12 protein-coding genes are annotated in these 20367 nt (G+C 59.2%); 5 read left to right on the top strand and 7 right to left on the bottom strand.

Translation table 11 applies throughout. The features are described from left to right. Window positions 1–47: 47 nt before the first annotated feature. The 6 genes from FNT36_RS09320 to FNT36_RS09295 all read right to left on the bottom strand — a co-directional run bounded on the left by FNT36_RS09320 (window position 48) and on the right by FNT36_RS09295 (window position 8606). Window positions 48–2264: an amylo-alpha-1,6-glucosidase gene (locus tag FNT36_RS09320; protein ID WP_144846700.1), complete on the bottom strand. Its 2217-nt coding sequence runs from the start codon at window positions 2262–2264 to the stop codon at window positions 48–50. A gap of 89 nt (window positions 2265–2353) precedes the next feature. Continuing rightward, window positions 2354–2818 (bottom strand): hypothetical protein, encoded by a 465-nt coding sequence (locus FNT36_RS09315; RefSeq protein WP_144846698.1) that lies wholly within the window; start codon window positions 2816–2818, stop codon window positions 2354–2356. 81 nt (window positions 2819–2899) lie between these two features. Then, window positions 2900–3169, bottom strand: coding sequence for a hypothetical protein (locus tag FNT36_RS09310; protein WP_144846696.1), 270 nt, complete (start codon window positions 3167–3169; stop codon window positions 2900–2902). Window positions 3170–3259: 90 nt separating this feature from the next. Next, on the bottom strand, window positions 3260–4723 hold the full coding sequence (locus tag FNT36_RS09305) for a cyclic nucleotide-binding domain-containing protein (RefSeq protein ID WP_144846694.1): 1464 nt from the start codon (window positions 4721–4723) through the stop codon (window positions 3260–3262). A 71-nt stretch (window positions 4724–4794) separates the two neighbouring features. After that, window positions 4795–5709 carry a YitT family protein gene (locus FNT36_RS09300; RefSeq protein WP_144846692.1) on the bottom strand — a complete coding sequence of 305 codons (915 nt, stop codon included), beginning with the start codon at window positions 5707–5709 and terminating at the stop codon, window positions 4795–4797. Between the two features lie 236 nt (window positions 5710–5945). Next, window positions 5946–8606, bottom strand: coding sequence for a glycoside hydrolase family 3 C-terminal domain-containing protein (locus FNT36_RS09295; RefSeq protein WP_144846690.1), 2661 nt, complete (start codon window positions 8604–8606; stop codon window positions 5946–5948). A gap of 562 nt (window positions 8607–9168) precedes the next feature. Here FNT36_RS09295 and FNT36_RS09290 point away from each other — a divergent pair. Beyond that, window positions 9169–10401 carry an NADP-dependent isocitrate dehydrogenase gene (locus FNT36_RS09290; RefSeq protein WP_144846688.1) on the top strand — a complete coding sequence of 411 codons (1233 nt, stop codon included), beginning with the start codon at window positions 9169–9171 and terminating at the stop codon, window positions 10399–10401. 102 nt (window positions 10402–10503) lie between these two features. On the opposite strand, the gene FNT36_RS09285 is transcribed toward FNT36_RS09290, so the two are convergent. Continuing rightward, the gene (locus tag FNT36_RS09285; protein WP_144846686.1) at window positions 10504–11271 is read right to left on the bottom strand and encodes a creatininase family protein; all 768 of its coding nucleotides are present in this window, start codon (window positions 11269–11271) and stop codon (window positions 10504–10506) included. Window positions 11272–12074: 803 nt separating this feature from the next. On the opposite strand from FNT36_RS09285, the gene FNT36_RS09280 reads away from it, so the two are divergent. The 4 genes from FNT36_RS09280 to FNT36_RS09265 all read left to right on the top strand — a co-directional run bounded on the left by FNT36_RS09280 (window position 12075) and on the right by FNT36_RS09265 (window position 20359). Beyond that, entirely contained in the window at window positions 12075–13001 is a 927-nt protein-coding gene (locus FNT36_RS09280) for a glycosyltransferase family 2 protein (protein WP_144846684.1), read from the top strand. Between the two features lie 344 nt (window positions 13002–13345). After that, window positions 13346–18235, top strand: coding sequence for a T9SS type B sorting domain-containing protein (locus tag FNT36_RS09275; RefSeq protein ID WP_233635806.1), 4890 nt, complete (start codon window positions 13346–13348; stop codon window positions 18233–18235). A gap of 77 nt (window positions 18236–18312) precedes the next feature. Continuing rightward, window positions 18313–19287 (top strand): PorP/SprF family type IX secretion system membrane protein, encoded by a 975-nt coding sequence (locus tag FNT36_RS09270; RefSeq protein WP_144846680.1) that lies wholly within the window; start codon window positions 18313–18315, stop codon window positions 19285–19287. A 385-nt stretch (window positions 19288–19672) separates the two neighbouring features. Beyond that, window positions 19673–20359 (top strand): 3-keto-disaccharide hydrolase, encoded by a 687-nt coding sequence (locus FNT36_RS09265; RefSeq protein WP_144846678.1) that lies wholly within the window; start codon window positions 19673–19675, stop codon window positions 20357–20359. Window positions 20360–20367 lie beyond the last annotated feature (8 nt).

Raw genomic sequence — 20367 nt, 5'->3', positions numbered from 1 at the left:
TACATCGCAGTGGCCTTTTACACTTCGTATTCAAGCAATAAGCTTAACTAGTTAGCAGCATTCATAATTGTATGGCTGCTAAGTGGCAGCGGCTGGGCAAAAGCCACGCCCGCCAGCGCCTCGTCGTCTTGTGCCTGGCGGGCTAGCCTAGCAGGCGAGGGGGTGGCGCTAGCTATACTTAGCAGCCGCGACTCCGCGAATACTTCTACTGTCAACTGCTGCGCCGTCGCCGTTAGCTTCAGCAGGTTGCCGGGCTGTACGGCTACCGTAATGGGGTCGAATGGAAAAATATCGACTAGCACCTGGGTTGCGATGCCTTGAAAAGTATAGCTGTGCACGTGCGGCGTGCCCCTTAGGTACTGCGCCAGCACCGAGCTGGCACCTAGAGCAAAGCGATAGTCGAGCTGTCGAATAGCGGCCGGCAGACGCGGCGCCAGAGTCAGCTGCTGATTGGGCATATCGGGCCGGATACCCAGAAAGTATTGGTACCACACGCGCAGCTGCTCGGCATTAGACCAGGCCTGAAGGTAGGCGCCCGTAAGCTGGGGCCAGGTCTGGCCGGGGTGTGGGTAGGCGTCAAGGTTTTCACTGAGGCCGCCCACTACACCTAGGGTCAGCGCTTGGTGGTTGGCATTGGCAAAGAGCTGGTAGGCCGTTTCGACCTGGCCGGCCTCTAGCATGCGCTGCATCGCTATGCCATTGAGCCACGGCCAAATAGTGCCGCGGTGGTAGGACGCGTCCTTGTGATACAGCTCGGGCGCACGGTGGTAAGGATGAAACTGCGGGTCGTGCTGGGCAAGCGTAGCCACGCCCCAGGGGTACACCAACTCTTGCCAGGTGCGGCGCAGCACTTGCCGCGTAAAGGCGGGGTCGGCTACTAAGTCGAGTGCAAACAGCTGGTTGGGGCGCAGCGTGAAATCAGGATTTCCTTGCTGGGTAAGGCGGTCGGCTAGGTAGTCGTGGGTGGGCTGGCGGTAGTCTTGCCCAAAGTGGTGCCGAACCTGCTCGGCCAGCTGCGTCCACTTGGCTTGGCTGGCGGCATCGTGCACGTAGGCAGCGAAGTAGGCGCCGGCTTGCAGTTGCTGGTACCACAGCGCCTGAATGTCGTTGGCGCGGCTGCCCCTGGGGGTATAGGCCACGTGGTTGGCATCGCGGGCATCCATCCAGGTTTCGTTGTCCTCGTGCAGCAGGTAGCCTTTGTCGTCACCCCAATTTTGGAGCGCCCCCTCAATGCTGGCCTGCACCACCGGGTACAGCTGCTGCACCAGCTCTCCATCGCCCGAGTACTGCACGTAGTCGCGCAGGGCTAGCACGAAGCGCGGCGTGCCATCGGTGGTGTGGTAGTCGATGCCGCTGGGGTTGACAATGTTGGGCATCCGCCCGTAGTACTTCGAGGTGGGGTCGGTTTGCTGAAACTTAGAGAACGACTCCAGCATGCGCCGCGCCGTGGCAAACTGCCCGGTTACGAGCACTGCGCCGGAAAAGGCAATAAACTCGTCGCGCCCCCAGTACTCGTTAAACCACGGCAGGCCCGCATAGATGCCATCGCCCTGCTGCCGGGTCACGAGTTGGTCGGTGGTGATGGCTAGCCAGCGCAGGGCTAGGGTCAGCGGCTCGTCGCTCGCGGCTAGGTAGGCATTGGTTTGCAAATACTCGCGCAGGCGCTGCTGGCGGGTCAACTTTAGAGCAGCACTGTGCTGCTGGCCTTCATGCAGCAGCGCGGTAGCTTCGGCCTCGTCCTTGCCACAGGCAATGAAAAAGCCGGTACTCGTCGCAATAATCCGTTCGCCCTGCCGGCGCAGGGCCACCGGCTGCCTAGGGGCCACTGCTAGCATAAACTCTCCTTCGCGCGCCGCGAAAAAAGCAATATCCTCTTGCTGCCGCAGCAGGCGCACACCCTTCAGCTGCAAGCCGATGGGCTGGGTGGCACCGTCTAGGTCTATTTCAAGCAGGTTGCGGTCATCAAACAGCCACAGCTCTTCGCACAGCGCGGGGCCGTGCTGGCGCACCAGCTTATGCGGATATACCGTAGCGGCGGCCAGCTGGTTATCCAACAGCTGGTTGCCCAAGTACAGGTCATAGCCGCCAAACACGCGGTTTTTGGCCACATTTAGCCCCTCAAACCATGCATACTCAGGATGGGTAGCCGCGTGAGTGGCAGCGCAGTAATAAGCGGCTGCCTTATTAGTGAAGGAGGCAATGCGGTTAGCCATGCGGGGCACCGCTACTTGCATTGCGTCTAAAATGTCGCGTTGGTCGAGCATGGGTTCTATACGGCATCCGCTAGCGGATGCAGCCCACCTAGGGTTTACGCTTCGACCATGCGCAAGCGCAGCAATGGGCTAGCAAGCCGCTACGCCAGCAGCCGGGCCTGGTGCGCCGCGTTGAGGAGGGCAGGCGCGTTTTTGAGCGTAGCCAAGGCTACTTCCTTGGCTGCTTGCTTCAGCTCATCCTTGCTAATGTCGCGGGTTTCCTCACGCACTAGGTCGGTTAGAGCCTGGAATGTGTGGGCCAGTGCTTTGTGCCGGGGCCGCTCGGCCTGTAGCTCAGCATACACTACATCGAAATGCGCCCGAATCTTCTTGCGCTTGGTTCGAAATATCGACTCGTTAGTCACTTGCGGCTGAATGGCATCGAGCAGCGCCACTAGTGGCAGCAGCTTGGTGGCGGTGGCGGCCACGGCCCCACCTAAGCGCTGGCGGCGCAAGGCCACGGCACTCGGCTGCGCGAGCGGTGCTGCATCGGTCTGCAAGGCTGTGGCAGCAGGCGCTGCCACAGGCGCAGCATTTTCTAATAAGGTAGTAGAGCTAGCATTCATTCGGCGCCCAAGCTAAGGGGTACAATGGCTAAGGTAGCAAACACCTTGCCTAGCAAGCTATGCCAGCGCACCAACAGTGCGCTACTGGGCTGTAGCCGGCGCGGCGGGGGCCTTGGGCGGCGTGGCGGGGCCCCGGCGGCTAGCTGCCCGGCGGGGGCGGGCCGGAGCCGAAGGCGTAGGGCCAGGGGTGCTCATGCCAGGCGCCTTCGGCGCATCGGCGCGGTCGCTGCCCACGTTTTTGGTGCCCGAAACAGCAGGTGTAGTGCCCGCGGCTGGTGCGGTGGGGGTAGTTTGGGCATGGCTTAGTGCTGCGGTGCCCAAGCAAGCAGCCAAAAGAACGAGCGTTTTCATAGTATTCGCTTTAGAAAGGAAGTATCAGCCCTACGCAGCCACCAGCCCTAGGTTAATGAGTGCGCAGCAGGGCTACGGCCTACCTAAGTGCTAGGCTGCCACCTGAGTTTGCTCGTTTTGCCGCCGCAGGCGCTGGCAGAGCACGCGCAGAATGCTACGCAGCACCTCGTAGCGCTCTTCCATCACGTCGTAAAAATCATCTTGGTCGAGCCGAAAAGCCACCACGCTGCCGTGAGCCACGGCCGTGGCCGAGCGCGGCTCTGCATCAAGCAGCGCCAATTCGCCAAAGAAGTCGCCGGCTCCGAATGTTGCCAAGTGCCGATTGCCGTCATAGATGCCTACCTCACCCTGGCTTACAATAAATAAAGAAGTACCTAGGGTGCCTTTCGCAAAAATCTGCTGCCCGGCCGCATAGGCTACTTCTTGCATGATGGGCACAATGGCCGCAAGCACATTCTCGGGCGTACTGGCAAAGAGGGTAGTGCCTTTCAGCATCTGCACGCGGGCCCGCGCCGAAATACCAGTTAGCGAAGAGGAATCTGGAACAGCCATGGCAGCAAAATCGGTGGTGGGATACTGGGCGCGGAGGGTGTCGTAGGCGGCGGGCCGCTGCACAGGCAACTGCTGCAATACAGCGCGCGCACTCTCGCGCACCAAGGCGCTGGTGGCGTGCAAGTGCGGCACTAGCTGCGCCACCGTGGCCGGCTGCGGATGCCACCGCCGCAGCGCCACGCTAATAGTCCAAGCCGAAAAAGCGGCCGCGCCCCGGCGCACTACCAGCGCCTCTACGGGCTCGGCCGTGGCCAGCGGCCCCAGCAAGTCGTCGAGCACCTGGGTTTTGCTGGCCAGTTGCCCTTCGTCCAGCAGCGCTTGCACGCCCCGGTATAGCGGCTGGGGCAGCAAGGCGGCCAGCGCGTCGAGGGCTTCGGCCTGCCGCTCGCTGGCTAGGTGCGTCAGCCGCCGCTGAGCCAGCAGTAGCGGTGGCTGCGCATACACTTGCAGCAGTGTGGCCAGCAAGCGCTGCCGCCCTAGGCGCACTTCGTAGCCTAGGGCGGCCCGCAGGTCGGCCTTGGCGGCTTGCATGCCGTGCAGTAAGTGTTGGGCCAAGCGCAGCTCTTCCTCCGCTAGTTGGTGAAACAGGTGTGCTTGGTCAGGCAGGGCGGGCAGGCTACCTAGGGCACGCAGCGCCACCGCGCGGCGCGGCAGGTCGGGGCCCTGCGCTAGCGCTACCAGTAGCTGCCGAGCAGCGGGGCTAGCCAAGCGGGCGCACACTTGCGCCAGCCGCTGTAATGCTGGCTCGTCGGTTGCCTCAGCCAGGGCAGCCTGCACTAGTGGCAGGCAGGCATTATCATGCTGCACTAGGGCATCGGCTGCGGCCGGCCACCCAGCGCGAGCCGAGCGCCCCGGCCCAGCCAGCAATTGTGTTAGCCATGCGCTAGGCGGTGCAGTAGGTACTGCGCTGGGTGGAGGCACGTGCGCAGGCCGCCCCCACGCCCGCCGCCACAGCGTGCGCAGGTAGTGAAATGCACCGAACACGTAGCGCCACTTTTTCATACGGAGCTAGGTAGATAAACACCTGCCAATCGGCAACCAGTTAAGCTAGCGCGCCTACCCACCGCAAGCAGCTAGTGCAGCGCGCGCTTTTTAATGAGTCCGCCTTTTATATCGCTGATACTTTGGGTGAAAACAAACGCCTGCGGGTCGATTCGCCGAATCTCGTCGGTGAGGCCCACTACTTCGAGGCGGGTGATAATCGTGAAAACGGCTTCCATCTTAAGGTGCTGGGGGCCGTGCGAGCCGAAGCCCTGCGTGCATTCGTAGACCGTGGTGCCGCGGTGTAGCTTGTTCACAATCGCATCGCGGATTTCGGCACTGTGAAACGAGAGTATCGTGACACCGGTGTACTCTTCGATGCCGACAAGGATAAAGTCCACCGTTTTGGCCGCCGCCAAGTACGTCAGCACCGAGTACAGCGCCGTTTCCACTGACAGTAGCCACGCGGCCACGCCAAAAATTACCACGTTTATAAGCAGCACGATATCACCGACAGAGGCGGGTAGCAGCCGGCTCAAGTACACCGCCAAGATTTCGGTGCCATCGAGCACGCCCCCGCCGCGCATGGCTAGCCCTACCCCTGCCCCTAGGCAAAAGCCCCCAAACACGGCTATTAACAGCTTGTCGTGCGTGAGCGGCGGCAGCGACACTACCAGCAGCGCCCCTGCCAAGGCTAGAATGGTCAGCAGCGTTCTGCCCGCAAACTTGTACCCGAACTGCGTGTAGCCCAGCCCGATAAAGGGAATGTTTATCAGCAGGATTAATGCCGATAGTGATATCCCCGTGAGCTGGCTTATTATCAGCGCAATGCCCGTTACTCCGCCATCAATGAATCCGTTGGGCAGCAGAAAGCCCTTTAGCCCCAGTGCCGCCACAAACACCCCTAGCAGCAGTAGCAAGGCCTGCCCCAGCGCCTGCCGCACCCACGGCTGCGCCTGGGCAGCTAGCAGGCCCGGGGCCTTGATAGGGAGGTAAGTAGCAGGCATTTTTATTTAAATTTAAACAAATAATTTTTATAATATTCAAAAACATTAATTTAAAATACACTCACCTAGTAAGCTGCTTTCAGCAAGGCACTAAAGCTGCTTCAACTACCATAAAAAAGTCCCTCCCAGCCTTATGCCACGCGTAGCATGAGGCTGGGAGGGACTAAAGATTTCTAGAGAGGTCTATCGCAAAAAGCGCAATGAAGCCAGCTAATAAGTACGTTTTTCGTTGCCTATCAGTCAATGACCACCTTCGCGCCGGTTAGGCTCACATCGGTCTTCAACACCCGGCCGGCCGATACCGAGGCGGCCAGCGGCTGCCCGCCACCCACGAAGACCTGCACCTTTTCGGCCAGCTCTACGCGCTGGGCCTGGGCCGTGAGGCGCGCAAGCTGGCGCGGCGTGAGCGTAAACTGCACCGTTTGCTTGGCGCCTGGCCCTAGGTTGATGCGGCGGAAGCCTTCGAGCGCGTGCCGCGCCACGCGGCCGGTAGCGCCGGGGTGCCGCACGTAGAGTTGCACCACCTCATCGCCGGCACGCTGGCCGGTGTTCTGCACCTCCACGCTCACGCGGATGGGCTGGCCGGTAGTGGGCTTCGACAACACCTTCAAATTACTGTATTTAAAAGTAGTATAGCTTAGGCCGTGGCCGAAGGGGAAGAGCGGCTCGCCAGTGAAATAGCGGTAGGTGCGGCCTTCCATGCTATAGTTGTCGAAAGCCGGCAGCTGCGTTTCTGACTTATAAAACGTCACTGGGAGGCGGCCAGCGGGGTTGTAGTCGCCAAATAGCACGTCGGCTAGGGCGGTGCCGGCGGCCTGCCCCCCATACCAAGTATTGAGGATGGCCGGCAGGTTGGCGGCCTCCCAAGGTGTGGCGATGGCGCTGCCCGTCATTAGGGCCAGCACTACGGGCTTGCCAGTGCTGTGCAATATTTTCAGCAGGTCGGTTTGCACCTGGGGCAGGCCGATGCTGGTGCGGTCGCCGCCGCTGAAGCCAGGCACATCCACCTTCATTTCTTCGCCTTCGAGCCGGGGCGAGATGCCGCCCACGAACACCAGTGCGTCAGCGTCTTTTACCTGGGCTAGAATGTTAGCGGCGGTCATGGGCACCACCTTCGCGCCCGTAAATTTTAGAATGGTGCGGCGGTCGGTTTGCAAATACTCCAGGCGCAGACCTAGGGGCTTGCCGGCCGTTACGGGTAGCACGTATTGCTTAGTCGAAACGCCGCGGCCAGCCCAGTTGTCGAGCACCAGCTTGTCATCCACGAATAGGCGGTAGCCATCATCGCCGGTGATTTGCAGGGCCAGTTCCTCGGTTTTCTCGGGGGTAAAGGTGGCGCGGTAGCGCGCCGAGAAGTTTTCGGCGGGCAGGCCGGGGGCCACTTCCATTTTCACATTGGCCAGGTAGCGGTCTAGCCCGGCCTCCTGGCGCGTGGCTACGGGGGCGCCCTCTAGGTTGGTGCCTTTGAAGTACTCCGCCTGAAAGCCCGGCTGGCCGTTGAAAGCCAAGCGCTTGTTGACATCCAGCGGCTCATACACGGTGTTGCTAGCGTAGTCTACGCCTTGCACGTAGGTCACTTCGGTGTCCTTGCCCACCTTGGCCCGGATGCCTTCGAGCGGCGTCACGATGTCGGTAGGAAAGCCATTGTAGTTGCCGAGCTGCACGGCTTCGTTGTTGGCGTTGGGGCCTAGGACCACGATTTTCTTCAGGTCCTTGCGCAGCGGCAGCGTGTTCTTCTCGTTCTTGAGCAGTACCACCGACTCGCGGGCCATCTTCAGGGCGTGGGCTTGGTGCGGGGCGCTCTCCACTACGCTCAGCGGAATCTGGGCGTACTTTACGCGCTCTACCGGGTCGAACATGCCCAGCTGAAACCGGATTTTGTAGAGCCGCTTCACCGACACATCGAGTTGCTGCTCCGTGATGAGCTTTTTCTGCACCGACTCCAGCAGCGAGTTATAAGTAAAGAGCTTGCCCGTGGCGCACTCGATGTCGGTGCCGTGCAGCACGGCATTGGCCGCCGCTGTGGCGGCGTCGGGGTCCGTTTTGTGGTGTTGCCAGAAATCGTTGAGCCCGTCGCAGTCCGAGGTAACGTAGCCCTTGAATTTCCACTTGTTATACAAGATGTTAGTCATCAAGATGTCGCTACCGCAGCAGGGCTGGCTGGCGTAGGCGTTGTAGGCGCACATCACGCCGGCCACCTTGGCATCTACAATGAGGTCGCGAAAAGCGGGCAGGTACGTATCCCACAAGTCGTAGTCGCTGATTTTGGCGTTGAACTCGTGGCGCAGCTGCTCGGGGCCGCTGTGCACGGCGAAGTGCTTGGCGCAAGCGGTTATTTTCAAATACTTTGGGTCGTCGCCTTGAAAGCCTTTTACTAAAGCTGAGCCCAATTGCCCAGTCAGGTAAGGGTCTTCGCCGTAGGTTTCCTGCCCCCGGCCCCACCTAGGGTCACGGAAGATGTTGATGTTAGGCGTCCAGAACGTAAGCCCTTGGTAAATACCGCGCTCGCCGCGCCGCACGTACTCCTGGTGCACCGCCCGGGCCTCGTCTGAGGTGATAGTCGCCATCTGAAGCATGGCGTCCTTATCGAAAGTCGCCGCCAGCCCGATGGCCTGCGGAAATACCGTGGTTTTCATGCTGGTGCGCGCCACGCCGTGCAGCGCCTCGTTCCACCAGTTGTAGGCCGGGATGCCTAGGCGGTCGATGGCCGGCGAGGCGTTCAGCATTTGCGACACCTTTTCGGGCAGCGTAAGGCGGCCCACTAGGTCGTCTACGCGCTGGTCAATGGACAAGTCTGGGTTTTGAAAAGGGTAGGTGGCCGCGGGACTGGCAGCCGGGCGCTGGGCGCTGGTAGCTGCGAATACCAGCAAGCCCAGGAGGAGTTTGGGTAATTTCATGTGGGGGTGGGAATAGATACAGATAGCCTTACTGAGAGCCGCCGCCAAGCCCTAGGGGCACTGAGAGCTGCTGCCAACCGCGCTGTGCTGCGCTAAGGCCGGCTTAGCAGGCGTTGCAAACGACTCAAATGTACAGGCAGCCCACAGGCCCTGGCGTAGCTAAAAAGCTGAGCCATACGCAAAATTCCTAATAAAAACTATCGGTATCGTCTTCGCAAACGTTTCTGATAGGCAGTGGCTTAAAACTATTTTGCCCGCGGGGCCTGAAGCATCATTGGCATAGATTCTTTACTACGCTCCGCTTTGTCAGCCCAGCCCTCCCCTATGCGTGCCTGGCTAGCCAAAGCGCCACTGGCCGGCCGCCCTGCTTTGGCGGGCCGGGCGGCGGGGCGCTGAGCCGCTCAGCGTAGGGCCTGCCAACTGCTACCTAGGGTGCCTCAGGGGCGCTTCTCGCTGCTAAGCACCAAAAGTTACTTAATATTGACGCGGCTAATGAGCCGGCGGCCCCGCCTAGGGGCGCCAGTTTCTGCATCCCTTACCCACCTATATTACCCGAGAGGAAATGACCAAAATCAAAGTAGCCAACCCCGTAGTGGAGCTCGATGGCGATGAGATGACCCGCATCATCTGGAAATTTATCAAAGACAAGCTCATTACCCCTTACATCGACGTAGATATCAAATACTACGACTTAGGGATTGAGTATCGCGATGAAACCAACGACCAGGTGACCATCGACGCGGCCAACGCTATCAAGCAGTACGGCGTGGGCATCAAGTGCGCCACCATCACCCCCGACGAGGAGCGTGTGGCCGAGTTTGGCCTGAAGCAAATGTGGAAATCGCCCAACGGCACCATCCGTAACATATTGGACGGCACCGTATTCCGCGAGCCCATCGTGACGAGCAACGTGCCCCGCTTGGTGCCCAACTGGACGGCCCCCATCTGCATTGGCCGCCACGCCTTCGGCGACCAGTACCGCGCTACCGACTTCGTAACCAAAGGCAAAGGCAAGCTCACCATCACCTTCACCCCCGAAGATGGCGGCGAGGTGCAGTCGTTTGAGGTATTCAACTTCAAAAATGACGGCGTGGCCCTGGCCATGTACAACACCGACGAGTCGATTCGTGGCTTTGCGCACGCTTGCTTCAACCAGGCCCTAATGAAGGGCTGGCCGCTGTACCTGAGCACCAAGAACACCATCCTGAAGAAGTACGATGGCCGCTTCAAGGACATCTTCCAGGAGATTTACGAAGCCGACTACACGGAGAAGTTTAAGGCCGCTGGCATCACCTACGAGCACCGCCTGATTGATGACATGGTGGCCTCGGCGCTGAAGTGGAACGGCAACTTTGTGTGGGCCTGCAAAAACTACGACGGCGACGTGCAGAGTGACACCGTAGCCCAGGGCTTCGGCTCGCTGGGTCTGATGACCTCGACGCTCGTGACGCCCGACGGCAAAACCATGGAGGCTGAAGCCGCCCACGGCACCGTGACGCGCCACTACCGCGACCACCAGAAGGGCAAGCCCACCAGCACCAACCCCATCGCCAGCATCTTCGCCTGGACGCGCGGCCTGGAGTTCCGCGGCGTGCTCGACGGCAACCAGGAGCTGATTGACTTCTGCAAGGCCCTAGAAGCTGTGTGCGTAGAAACCGTAGAAAGCGGCAAAATGACCAAAGACCTCGCTGTCTGCATCCACGGCAACAAAGTGGAGCACGGCCGCGACTACCTCTACACCGAGGAGTTTTTGGAAGCACTCGACGAAAACTTGAAAGCCAAACTGGGCAAATAAGCCCTAGGTTAGCTTTTAACAAAAAGGCCCCTCTGCATAGCGGAGGGGCCTTTTTTACTAATGGCGATTAGTAGCTCGAGCCATAAAGAATCGGGGCTACTATTACTCGTACATGTCGCGCGGGTCGGCGGCGGCTAGCTCGGTGAGGAAGGTGCCGATGGCTTGGGTGGCGGCGGCCAGTACGGCAGCGCCTTTTTCGGCGGTGGCCTCGGCGGGGTCGCCCACGCCGGTGTCGGCGGTTACCTGGGTCCATTCGCGCTGCGCCCAGGCCCAGCCCTGCCGCAAGGCCTCAACACGGAATTGCTTGGCATGGCCCGAGCCCGCTTCGGACAGCGGGCGTACTAGCGCGGGGGCAATGTGCAGCATGGCGCTAGTTTCGAGGGCATCGGCATGGTCGCCAGGCGCCGTGAAAAACTTGCTCCGGTCAACGGCCTTAAACCAGTTGAGCGTGCAGAGAAACACCGTCGGGAACTCGGCTTGCAGCTGGCGCAAGTGCTGGCGAAAGTCGTTGCCCCCGTGCCCATTCAGCAGCACCAGCTTCGGAATGCCTTGGCGCGCCAGCACCTGCACAATATCGCGCAGAATAGCCAGCTGCGTGCTTGGGTTCAGGTTGATGTCCAGCGTAATATCAAGCTGCCCAGTGTTCACCCCAAACGGGATGGTAGGCAGCACGACCACCTTGGCGCCCGCTTCCCAGGCTAGCCGAGCCGCTTCGGCAGCTACGTAGTCGCACTGCATATTGTCGGTGGCGTAGGGCAGGTGGTAGTTGTGGGCTTCCGTGGCCCCCCAGGGCAGCACGACTACTTCGTAAGCAGCATCTTTCACGTGCTGCCACGTGGTTTCGGCCAAGATGTAGGGGCGAGGCGACATAGCGGGAGCTGCATATGAGCAGCTAGTGGTAAAAATAGCTACTCTGCTCACCTTGTAACCGCGCCTGCCGATAAGCATCACCATGCCCCACCTAGGGAAGCTCACCGCTACCGCTTATTCAATAAAAAGGCCGCTAGCAATGCTAGCGGCCGGTTTATTCAGCACCTGCTCACCTGTATTGTTGCACGTCCCGGCAACCTCACCTTAAATAAATTGTAACTTTTTTAGATAATAATAACTTATTTAACCTTCAAACAGAATCAAGAAAATCTCGACTTTGTCCTTATTAGATGTCCCCACATCTGCTTCACATGACTATAACTTATAAATAATCCTAAAAATTTCAGTGCTGAATGCGTTGCAAAACTAATTGCACTGATTGTAAAAATGCAAAAATAATTGCACTTTTTTAGTAAAAATAATTTTTATCATTGTTAGACAGATAATTATAATTAATAAAGCCCCGCTTACTACAGAGCCTTGGCTACTAGCAACCTAGCAATTGCTTGCGCTGCCTAGCAGGATGTCATGGCAATGATGAGCCAGCCCAAACGGCCAAAGCCAAGACGTAACATTTTGCGCCGCCCACCGCTAAACAACGGGTAAGCAGCCGGAGTGACTAGTCTATTTGCTTTCGCGCCAGTCTGTAGCCGTTAGTAGCTATATAGGTTCCTTAAGCAATGAGTACCAATAGTATCTGGCTCAAGCATTCCTGAAGCATTCCCTTATTTAATAAAGAGTTAACAATAAGATGTGGTATTTTTTAATGATATTGCAGGCTTATTCCAATTAACCCCTAGCGTATGAAGCAGTCAGTTGCCCTTATTGTAGTGATACCCGTGGGCCCCAAATGCCAGCCAGAATTTATTCTGGATACCCTAGCCAGTGTGGAGCATTATATTCATAGCTCGCACCAGATTATTCTTTCCGACGACTCGCAGAACCCTACCATCTGCGAGGCCGTGACCGCCCAGCGCCCCGATGTAGTGGTGCTAACTACCAGTGAAAACCACGGCAAATGGCTCGGCCTTTATGTATCGCTATGCAACGCGTACCGGTACGCGCTCGACAACTATGACTTTGAAGCCCTGCTGCGGCTAGATACCGATGCGCTGATTATCGGCCACGACCCTGAGCTACCCGCACTAGAGCTGTTTCGCCGCGACCCTACCATTGGGTTGGCCGGGCGGTTTATTCGCGGCATTAGCTCGCCCGACGACCTAGGCAATGTGTGGGACAATAAAGTGGTGCGCGAAATGTTCACCAGCATTGGCAAGGTGTTTACGCGGCACTTTTTGCGGCAGCCCATGATTCACTGGCGAATCCGTCCGGTGATGTTCCAGGCTATCTACAAAGGGTACGAGTTTGGCGACTTTGTTTTTGGCGGCACCTATGTTTTCAGCCGCACCGGCCTGGAGGCACTACGCGACCAAGGCTTTTTACCGCTGGCGGGCGTGCAAAAGGCCCAGCTGGAAGAAGACTATTTCTTCAGTATGCTCGTGAAGGCGGCCGGCCTTGAGCTAGGTGACCTAGCCATTGGCGACCAGCCTTTTGGGGTGGCTTGGATAGGGCTGCCCGCCTCGCCCGAAACCTTGGCGCTGGCTAACAAGAAAATTATTCACTCCACGCGCTCGTGGAAGGATATGAAGGAAGCTGATATCCGGCAGTATTTCAAAGACCGGCGTACCCAAGATGATTATGCGCCGCAGTTGCTCCCAATGGAGGTCTAAGGCGCGAACAATTAATAAGTAAATAACAGCTTTCGCTGGCTGAAAACGGCCATGTTTCGCGGTGCGGAACATGGCCGTTTTTGCTTGCTGAGCACGTACCTAGGGCCTCCTGCTGGCCCTTAAGCGAGCTAAGCCGCCCTTGGTGGGAAGCCAAGCCACTACCTTCGGCACTATTCGGGCATTGGCTTGCACAAACGTGGCTAACGGTGCGTAGCTTTACTGAGACTGGCTGGCTGCGCTTTTTCTAAAATAATCGGTCATCAGGCTCCGTTCTTTAAGGGCGGCAAATGGCACCCTACTTTCTGACTAGCTGCCGCTTCCTCTGCCCGCTTATTCGCTCTCCTATGCCCGCAGCGCTACCGTTTCCTGCCCTACCTGCTTCCCACTTTTCTGCCCCCCTCACTACTAGCTCTGGCCCGCCCGCCGACGGCGGGCGCCGCAGCCCAGCCCGATGGCTGCTTTTGCTGCTGCTTTTGCTGCTGAGTGGCGCCGCTACCACGGCCTTAGGGCAGAGTTCTACCCCACCCGCCTGTAGCCAAGACGAGAAATTTGCCAACACTTGGTATTTCGGCTACAAAGCAGGGCTGGACTTTAACCAAGCCTCTGATTCGATTCCGCCAAAGGTGCTGACTGATGGTCAGATGACGGCTCCCGCTGGGGCAGGCATCATGTCGGATGGTAACGGCAAGATTCTCTTTTACAGCAACGGCGACACTATCTGGAATGGTAACCACACCATCATGACCAATGGCACGGGCATGGGCGGCAACCGGCTGAGTACCGACGGCCCCTTGCCCATCCGGAGGCCCGGCAGCCCGCCAAGTGGCATACCGAATGGAGAAACGCGCTACTACATCTTTACCCAAGACGCGGCGGGCGGCCCCAAGGGCTTGAGCTACTCAGAAATTGTGATTCCGGACGGTGGAGGCCAAGGCACGGTAGTGGCCGCCACCAAGAACACGCCGCTTACGCAAGGCACCACTGAGAAGATGACGGGCGTGTTTCACAAAAACGGCTGCGACATCTGGATTATCGTGCACGGCTGGGGCGACGCCAAAACCGGCTTTGCCAATCGTGGCGACGCCTTTTTGGCCTACCGCGTGCGCACTACTGGTGTAGACCCTACTCCTATTGTTTCTGTGGTGGGCTCGTTGCACTCGGCGAGCGAGTCGCCGATGGGCTACCGTGGGCAGATGAAAGTGACGCCCGACGGCCAGCGCCTGGCCGTGGCCCGCTACAGCGAGGTGCTCGGCGACAGCAGCAGCACCGTCGAGCTATTTAACTTTGATACGAGCACGGGCCAGGTCACTGCCAATCCCCAGCGCCCGTACATTGTTGACAGTGGCGAGGGCAAATACTACGGGGTTGATTTTTCGGCGGGCAGCAAGCTCTACGCCACGGTAATGAACCCGCCTAAGCTGCTGCAATTTGATATCAGCGGTAATGGGCCGGTCAACAAGCAGAGCATTCCGCTCAAGCAGACTACCCCCGTAAACCTAGGTTCGCTGCAGGCGGCGCCAGATGGCAAAATCTACGTAGCCCGCGAAAACCAGCCGGCGCTAGGGTTCATCACCTACCCCGACTCGGTGGGCGCCAAGGTGCGCTACGCCGACGATAGCCTAACCTTGCAATTAAGCGGCCGCCGCAGTGGCCTAGGTCTGGTCAACTTCAACCAAAGCTCGCTGCTGCGAGTGGGCCCTAGTGCAGAAATAACGGGCTGCCGGCAAATTTCTTTCACTGCACCATCCATTGATTTTGACAATAAAACCTACGCGTGGGATTTTGGCGACGGTACCAAATCGACGGAGGAGAACCCCGTGCACGTGTATGCTACCCCCGGCGACTACAACATAACGCTACGCATCACAACCGACTGCTTCTGCCGCGAAAGCTCGGGTAGAATTCGGGTGCCAAATCTCCCGGAACCAGGCAGTATTGCCGGCCCCCAGACATTGTGCGCTGGCACGGCCCCTGCTGCTCTTACCAGTACTACCGATGCTTCAGGCGACTCTGGGCTACCGCTCATTTACCAGTGGCAATCGTCACCAGACAACGTCACTTTCACGGATATTAGCGGCGCTACGAGTGCTGGCTACACGCCACCTAGCACCCTACCAGTTGGCACGACCTATTTCAAGCGGCGGGCTCAACTACTGCTACCAAACCAATCGGGCCCTTATTGCACCCCTAGCTTTACCGCTTCGGTAGCCATCACGGTGCTGCCGGCCTTGGCAGGTGGCAGCATTGCCGCCGACCAAGCAGTGTGCGCCGGCGCCGATGCGGCGCCCCTCACAAGCAGAGCCCCAGCTACGGGTGGCACTGGCACCTTTGCGTACCAGTGGCAAGCATCGGCGGACAACACGACGTGGACCACTATCGCGGGGGCCACGGCCGAAACCTTTGCGCCCGGCATGGTCTCGGCCACCACTTACTTCCGCCGCGTGGTGAGCTCCAGCACCTGCACGGCGCTGTCTAATACTGTTGCGATAACCGTGCGGCCGGCCCTCGTGGCTGGCACCATCGCTGCCGACCAAACGCTGTGCGCGGGTGGTACGCCAGCACCGCTCACCAGCACCCTAGGGGCCAGCGGCAGCACAAGCCCCATCACCTACCAATGGGAGTCGTCGGTGGATAACGCTACCTGGGCCGCCATCGCGGGGGCCACGGCCGAAACCTTTGCACCCGGCGCGCTCACGACTACCACTTACTTCCGCCGCCGGGCAACCGCTGATGGCACCTGCGGCCCGGTGGTGTCCAATGTCGTTACCATTACCCTAGGCCCGGCGCTGACGGCTGGCACTGCCGGCACCGACCAAACGCTGTGCCCCGGCGCTACGCCAGATGCCCTAAACCAAGGCACGCCTCCCAGTGGCGGCACGGGCAGCTACAGCTTCCAGTGGGAGTCGTCGCTTGATAACAGCACTTGGACTGCCATTGCGGGCGCTACCGGCCCTGGCTATGCACCCGGCCCGCTCGCGGCTACTACGTACTTCCGCCGCCAGGTTACCTCGGGCCCTTGCGGGCCAGTTTACTCGCCCGTTGTTACCCTGACGGTGCTACCTGCCTTGACGGCTGGCACCATCGGCACCGACCAAACGGTGTGCGCTGGCGCTACCCCTGCCCCCCTCACCAGCACGGCTGGCCCTGGGGGCGGCACAGGCACGTTTGCCTACCAGTGGGAATCGTCAAGTGACAATGCTAACTGGACTGCTATCAGTGGGGCTAATAACCCAGACTATGCGCCCGGCCCACTTACGGCCACTACATATTTCCGCCGCCGGGCAAGCTCGGGTAACTGTGGCGCGGCCTACTCACCAGCCGTTGCGATAACGGTGCTGCCGGCCCTCGTGGCTGGCACCATCGCCGCCGACCAAACCATCTGCGCGGGTGCCACGCCGGCGCCGCTTACCAGCACCCTAGGGGCTAGCGGCGGCACAGGCACTGTTACCTATCAGTGGGAGTCGTCGGCTGACAACGCTACTTGGACTGCCATCGCGGGTGCTACGTCTCCGACGCTTGCCCCCGGTGCCCTCACAGCTACGACCTATTTCCGGCGCCGGGCAGCGGCGGGCACTTGCGAGCCAGTGGCGTCTAATGTTGTTACTATCACTGTAGCCCCGGTGCTGGCGGCTGGCACCATTGGCCCCGACCAAACGCTGTGCGCTGGCGCTACCCCGGCAGCTATTGCTAGTGTTACTGCCCCCACGGGCGGCACGGGCAGCTATAGCTACCAGTGGGAATCGTCGGACAACAATGATAACTGGATTGCAATAACTGGTGCTACTAGCGCTAGCTATACTCCCGGCCCACTCACGGCTACTACTTACTTCCGGCTTCGGATTACTTCGGGGGCATGCGGCCCTGTGTTCTCTGCCTCAGTTACACTGACGGTATTGCCCACGCTAAACGCGGGTACCATTGCCGCCGACCAAACCATTTGTGCGGGTGCCACGCCGGCACCGCTCACCAGCACCCTAGGGGCTAGCGGTGGCACAGGCACATTTGCCTACCAGTGGGAGTCGTCGGCTGATAATGCTAACTGGACCGCTATCGCGGGTGCCACGTCTCCGACATTCGCACCGGGCCCACTTACGGCTACCACCTACTTCCGGCGCCGCACTACCTCGGGCACCGGCACTTGCTCGACGGCCTTCTCCAATGTGGTAGCCATTCAGGTGCAGCCCGTGGTTACGCCTAGGATTAGCCTGGCAACGCCACCGGTACAATGCCCGGGCACAGCTCTCACCTTCACGGCGGTGGTGGCCGATGCGGGTTCCGCGCCCACAGTTAATTGGTTTGTCAACAACGTGGCGGCGGCCAGCGGCCCCACCTTCACGAGCAGCACCTTAGCCACCGGCGACCAAGTGCGCGTGGAAGTAACGCCTACTGCGGGACTATGCAGCACAGGCCCCGCCACGGCTACCGTTACCGTAACGCGCACGCCCACCACGACGCCTACGCTCGCCATTGGCGCACAGCCAGGCGGGCCGGTTTGTCCCGGTGAGCCAATAGCTTTCAGCATCACGAGCGTGACGGGAGCCGGCACTGCCCCTAGCTACCAGTGGCAGGTGAATGGCACCGATGTAGCGGGAGCTACTAACCCCGTTTTCACCAGCACCACGCTGCGCAACGGCCAGACCGTGACGCTACGCCTACGCACTACCAACGAGTGCGGGCAGCCCGTAACGGCCGTTTCTAACGGCGTAGTGGTTCAGATTCAGCCGCCAGTGGTTGTGAATGCCGGCCCCGACAAGGAGATTCTAGCGGGCACTTCCGTAACGCTGGAGGGTACTGCCGATGGCACCTACCCCGTGACGTGGACACCCGCCCTAGGGCTGACCATTCCGCCTAGCAACCCGCTACGCCCCATTGCTGCGCCGCTAGTCACCACTACCTACACTCTCTCGGCTGGCACCGGGGGCTGCGCCAGCTCCGACCAAGTAACCGTGACCGTGCGCCCAGCCATTCGCATTCCCAATGCCTTCACGCCCAACGGCGACGGACGCGACGACACTTGGCAGATTGAGTTTATCGAGCAGTACCCCGACAATACCGTGAACGTATTTAACCGCTGGGGTAACAAGATTTTCTCAGCCGAAAACTACAGCCGTGCCAACGAGTGGCGCGGCGACATCAACGGCCAGCCCGCCCCAGTGGGCACCTACTACTACGTCGTTGTCACGAAGGGCCCGCTGGGCAGATCTTACGCGGGGTCGATTACCATTCTTTATTAGTCACACAGTGCGTTGGGCTGCGTCGAGGCGCAGCCCCGCCATTTTCTTCCTAGGTAGCTACTGAGGCCATTACTACTATGAAAAGAGCGCTATCGCTGCTTCTGTTCGTGTTGCTGCTGACGACTGTGCCCGTGCTGGCCCAGCAACAAGCGCAGTACAGCCAGTACATGAACAACAACTACATCCTGAACCCCGGCGCCACCGGCGTGGAGGACTATATCGATGTCAAGTTCAGCTACCGCACCCAGTGGACGGGCCTCGAAGGAGCACCCAAAACCTACTACGCTAGCATTACCTCTTCGCTAGGCAAGTGGCGCACCACCGACAAGCGCACCATGCGCGACCGGCTGCGCCCGTTTCACGCCGTCGGGGGCATTGTGTATAATGACGTAACTGGGCCCACTAGCCGGCTTGGCGCATATGGCTCTTATGCCTACAATGTGGTGCTGACGCACGACATTCGGGCTGCCTTAGGGGTGTCGGTAGGCATGCAGCAGTTTGCCGTAGATGGGCAGCAGCTGCAGTTCTACGACCCCACTACGCGCGGGGCCAGCGCGGCTTCGCGCGTGTTTGATACCTCGGCCGGCCTGTGGGTGTATAGCCCCAATTTCTACGTAGGGGTGTCGGGGGCGCAGCTGCTGGGCAACAGACTCAATTTTTCTTACGGGCCTGGCCAGGTTGGGGCGGGCGCACCCGGTAACTCGCTGCGGCGCCACTACTTTGCCACGGCTGGGGTGCGGGTGCCACTCAGCCCCGAGTGGTCGCTGGTGCCGTCGGTGCTGGTTAAGGCCGTGAACCCGGCTCCGCTTTCAGTCGATATCAATGCCAAGATTAAATACCAAGACCTACTGTGGGCCGGCGTATCGTGGCGGGCCTTCGACTCGGTAGTAGCACTGGTGGGCCTCAGCTACGAGCAGTTCACGCTGGGTTATTCCTACGATGCCGGCACCTCGCAGCTGGCCAACTACAACGGCGGCAGCCACGAAATACTCCTAGGGCTGCGCCTCAAGAAAAGAGCCCAGGTAGTTTGCCCCGACAACCGCTTCTGGTAGAGCCAGCCATTGGCCTTAGATAGGCGCTTTGCATCGACACGAACCGATGCAAAGCGCCTTTTTCTTTTATTGCAAGTGGCAGTTGGCCACCATCTAGTCTAGTGGCCCTGCATGGCCTAAATGCTGCGCCCTAGGGGCTTAGACCAAGCACTTGGCGCCTGTCTACTATAAAAGCTCAGCAGTATGCTCTTTCTTTAGTTGTGCACCGTTTAAAAGAAAATTTAAACGATTAAGCAGGACAGTTAAAGCACTCTATAGCAAAGCATTCACTGAAAAGCGCAATAGCTAAAAAAAAGTAGTTTTTTTAGCACTACCGGGCCAACGGTGGAAGGTATATCTTTAGACGCGAATAGCTTATTCAGTCATTAAATCCCACCCGTAAAGCATGAACATTCTCCTAAGCAGCCTCGTGGTCGTTGCAAGCCTGGCTCAGCCGGTTTTTTCTGCCAAACAGCCAGCCAAAGCCAAGCCACAAGCCTTGTTTGATGGCAAGACCACCAAAGGCTGGCATACCTACCTCAAGCCTACGGCCGAGCCGGCCTGGCAGGTAGTAGACGGGGCGCTGCAGCTCGACCCTAAAGCAACCGGCCGGGGCGACCTAGTAACCGACGGGGAGTATGAAAACTACGAGCTGAACCTGGAGTGGAAAATTTCGCCCGGTGGCAACAGCGGCGTCATCTTCGGGGTGCACGAAGACCCCTCTCTGCACGCCACCTACGAAACCGGCATCGAGATGCAGGTGCTCGACAATAAAGAGGCAGATGACAATAAGAAAGCCAACCACCTGGCCGGGTCGCTCTACGACATGCAGGCTCCGTCTCAAGACGTGGCCAAGCCCGCCGGCGAGTGGAACCTGGTGAAGCTGCGCAAGCAAAACGGGCACCTCACCTTCTGGCTGAATAAGACTAAAATCGTGGACGTGCAGATGGGTAGCCCCGAGTGGCAAGCCCTACTGGAGAACAGCAAGTTCAAGACCTGGAAAAACTTCGCGGCGTACCCCAAAGGCCACATTGCCCTGCAAGACCACGGCCATCAGGTAGCCTTCCGCGCCATCACCATCGAGCAGCTATAACTTCCAAC

This window comes from Hymenobacter setariae, from assembly GCF_007713685.1.
GTDB classification, from domain to species: domain Bacteria; phylum Bacteroidota; class Bacteroidia; order Cytophagales; family Hymenobacteraceae; genus Hymenobacter; species Hymenobacter setariae.
The sequence above is the reverse complement of the archived record's forward strand: the minus strand, read 5'-3'. Positions and strand labels throughout refer to the sequence as shown.

Coding starts and splice junctions, on each gene's coding strand:
- FNT36_RS09285 (WP_144846686.1), bottom strand. CDS start 11,271: ATGTCGCCTCGCCCCTACATCTTGGCCGAAACCACGTGGCAGCACGTG.
- FNT36_RS09295 (WP_144846690.1), bottom strand. CDS start 8,606: ATGAAATTACCCAAACTCCTCCTGGGCTTGCTGGTATTCGCAGCTACC.
- FNT36_RS09315 (WP_144846698.1), bottom strand. CDS start 2,818: ATGAATGCTAGCTCTACTACCTTATTAGAAAATGCTGCGCCTGTGGCA.
- FNT36_RS09270 (WP_144846680.1), top strand. CDS start 18,313: ATGAAAAGAGCGCTATCGCTGCTTCTGTTCGTGTTGCTGCTGACGACT.
- FNT36_RS09300 (WP_144846692.1), bottom strand. CDS start 5,709: ATGCCTGCTACTTACCTCCCTATCAAGGCCCCGGGCCTGCTAGCTGCC.
- FNT36_RS09265 (WP_144846678.1), top strand. CDS start 19,673: ATGAACATTCTCCTAAGCAGCCTCGTGGTCGTTGCAAGCCTGGCTCAG.
- FNT36_RS09280 (WP_144846684.1), top strand. CDS start 12,075: ATGAAGCAGTCAGTTGCCCTTATTGTAGTGATACCCGTGGGCCCCAAA.
- FNT36_RS09275 (WP_233635806.1), top strand. CDS start 13,346: ATGCCCGCAGCGCTACCGTTTCCTGCCCTACCTGCTTCCCACTTTTCT.
- FNT36_RS09305 (WP_144846694.1), bottom strand. CDS start 4,723: ATGAAAAAGTGGCGCTACGTGTTCGGTGCATTTCACTACCTGCGCACG.
- FNT36_RS09290 (WP_144846688.1), top strand. CDS start 9,169: ATGACCAAAATCAAAGTAGCCAACCCCGTAGTGGAGCTCGATGGCGAT.
- FNT36_RS09320 (WP_144846700.1), bottom strand. CDS start 2,264: ATGCTCGACCAACGCGACATTTTAGACGCAATGCAAGTAGCGGTGCCC.
- FNT36_RS09310 (WP_144846696.1), bottom strand. CDS start 3,169: ATGAAAACGCTCGTTCTTTTGGCTGCTTGCTTGGGCACCGCAGCACTA.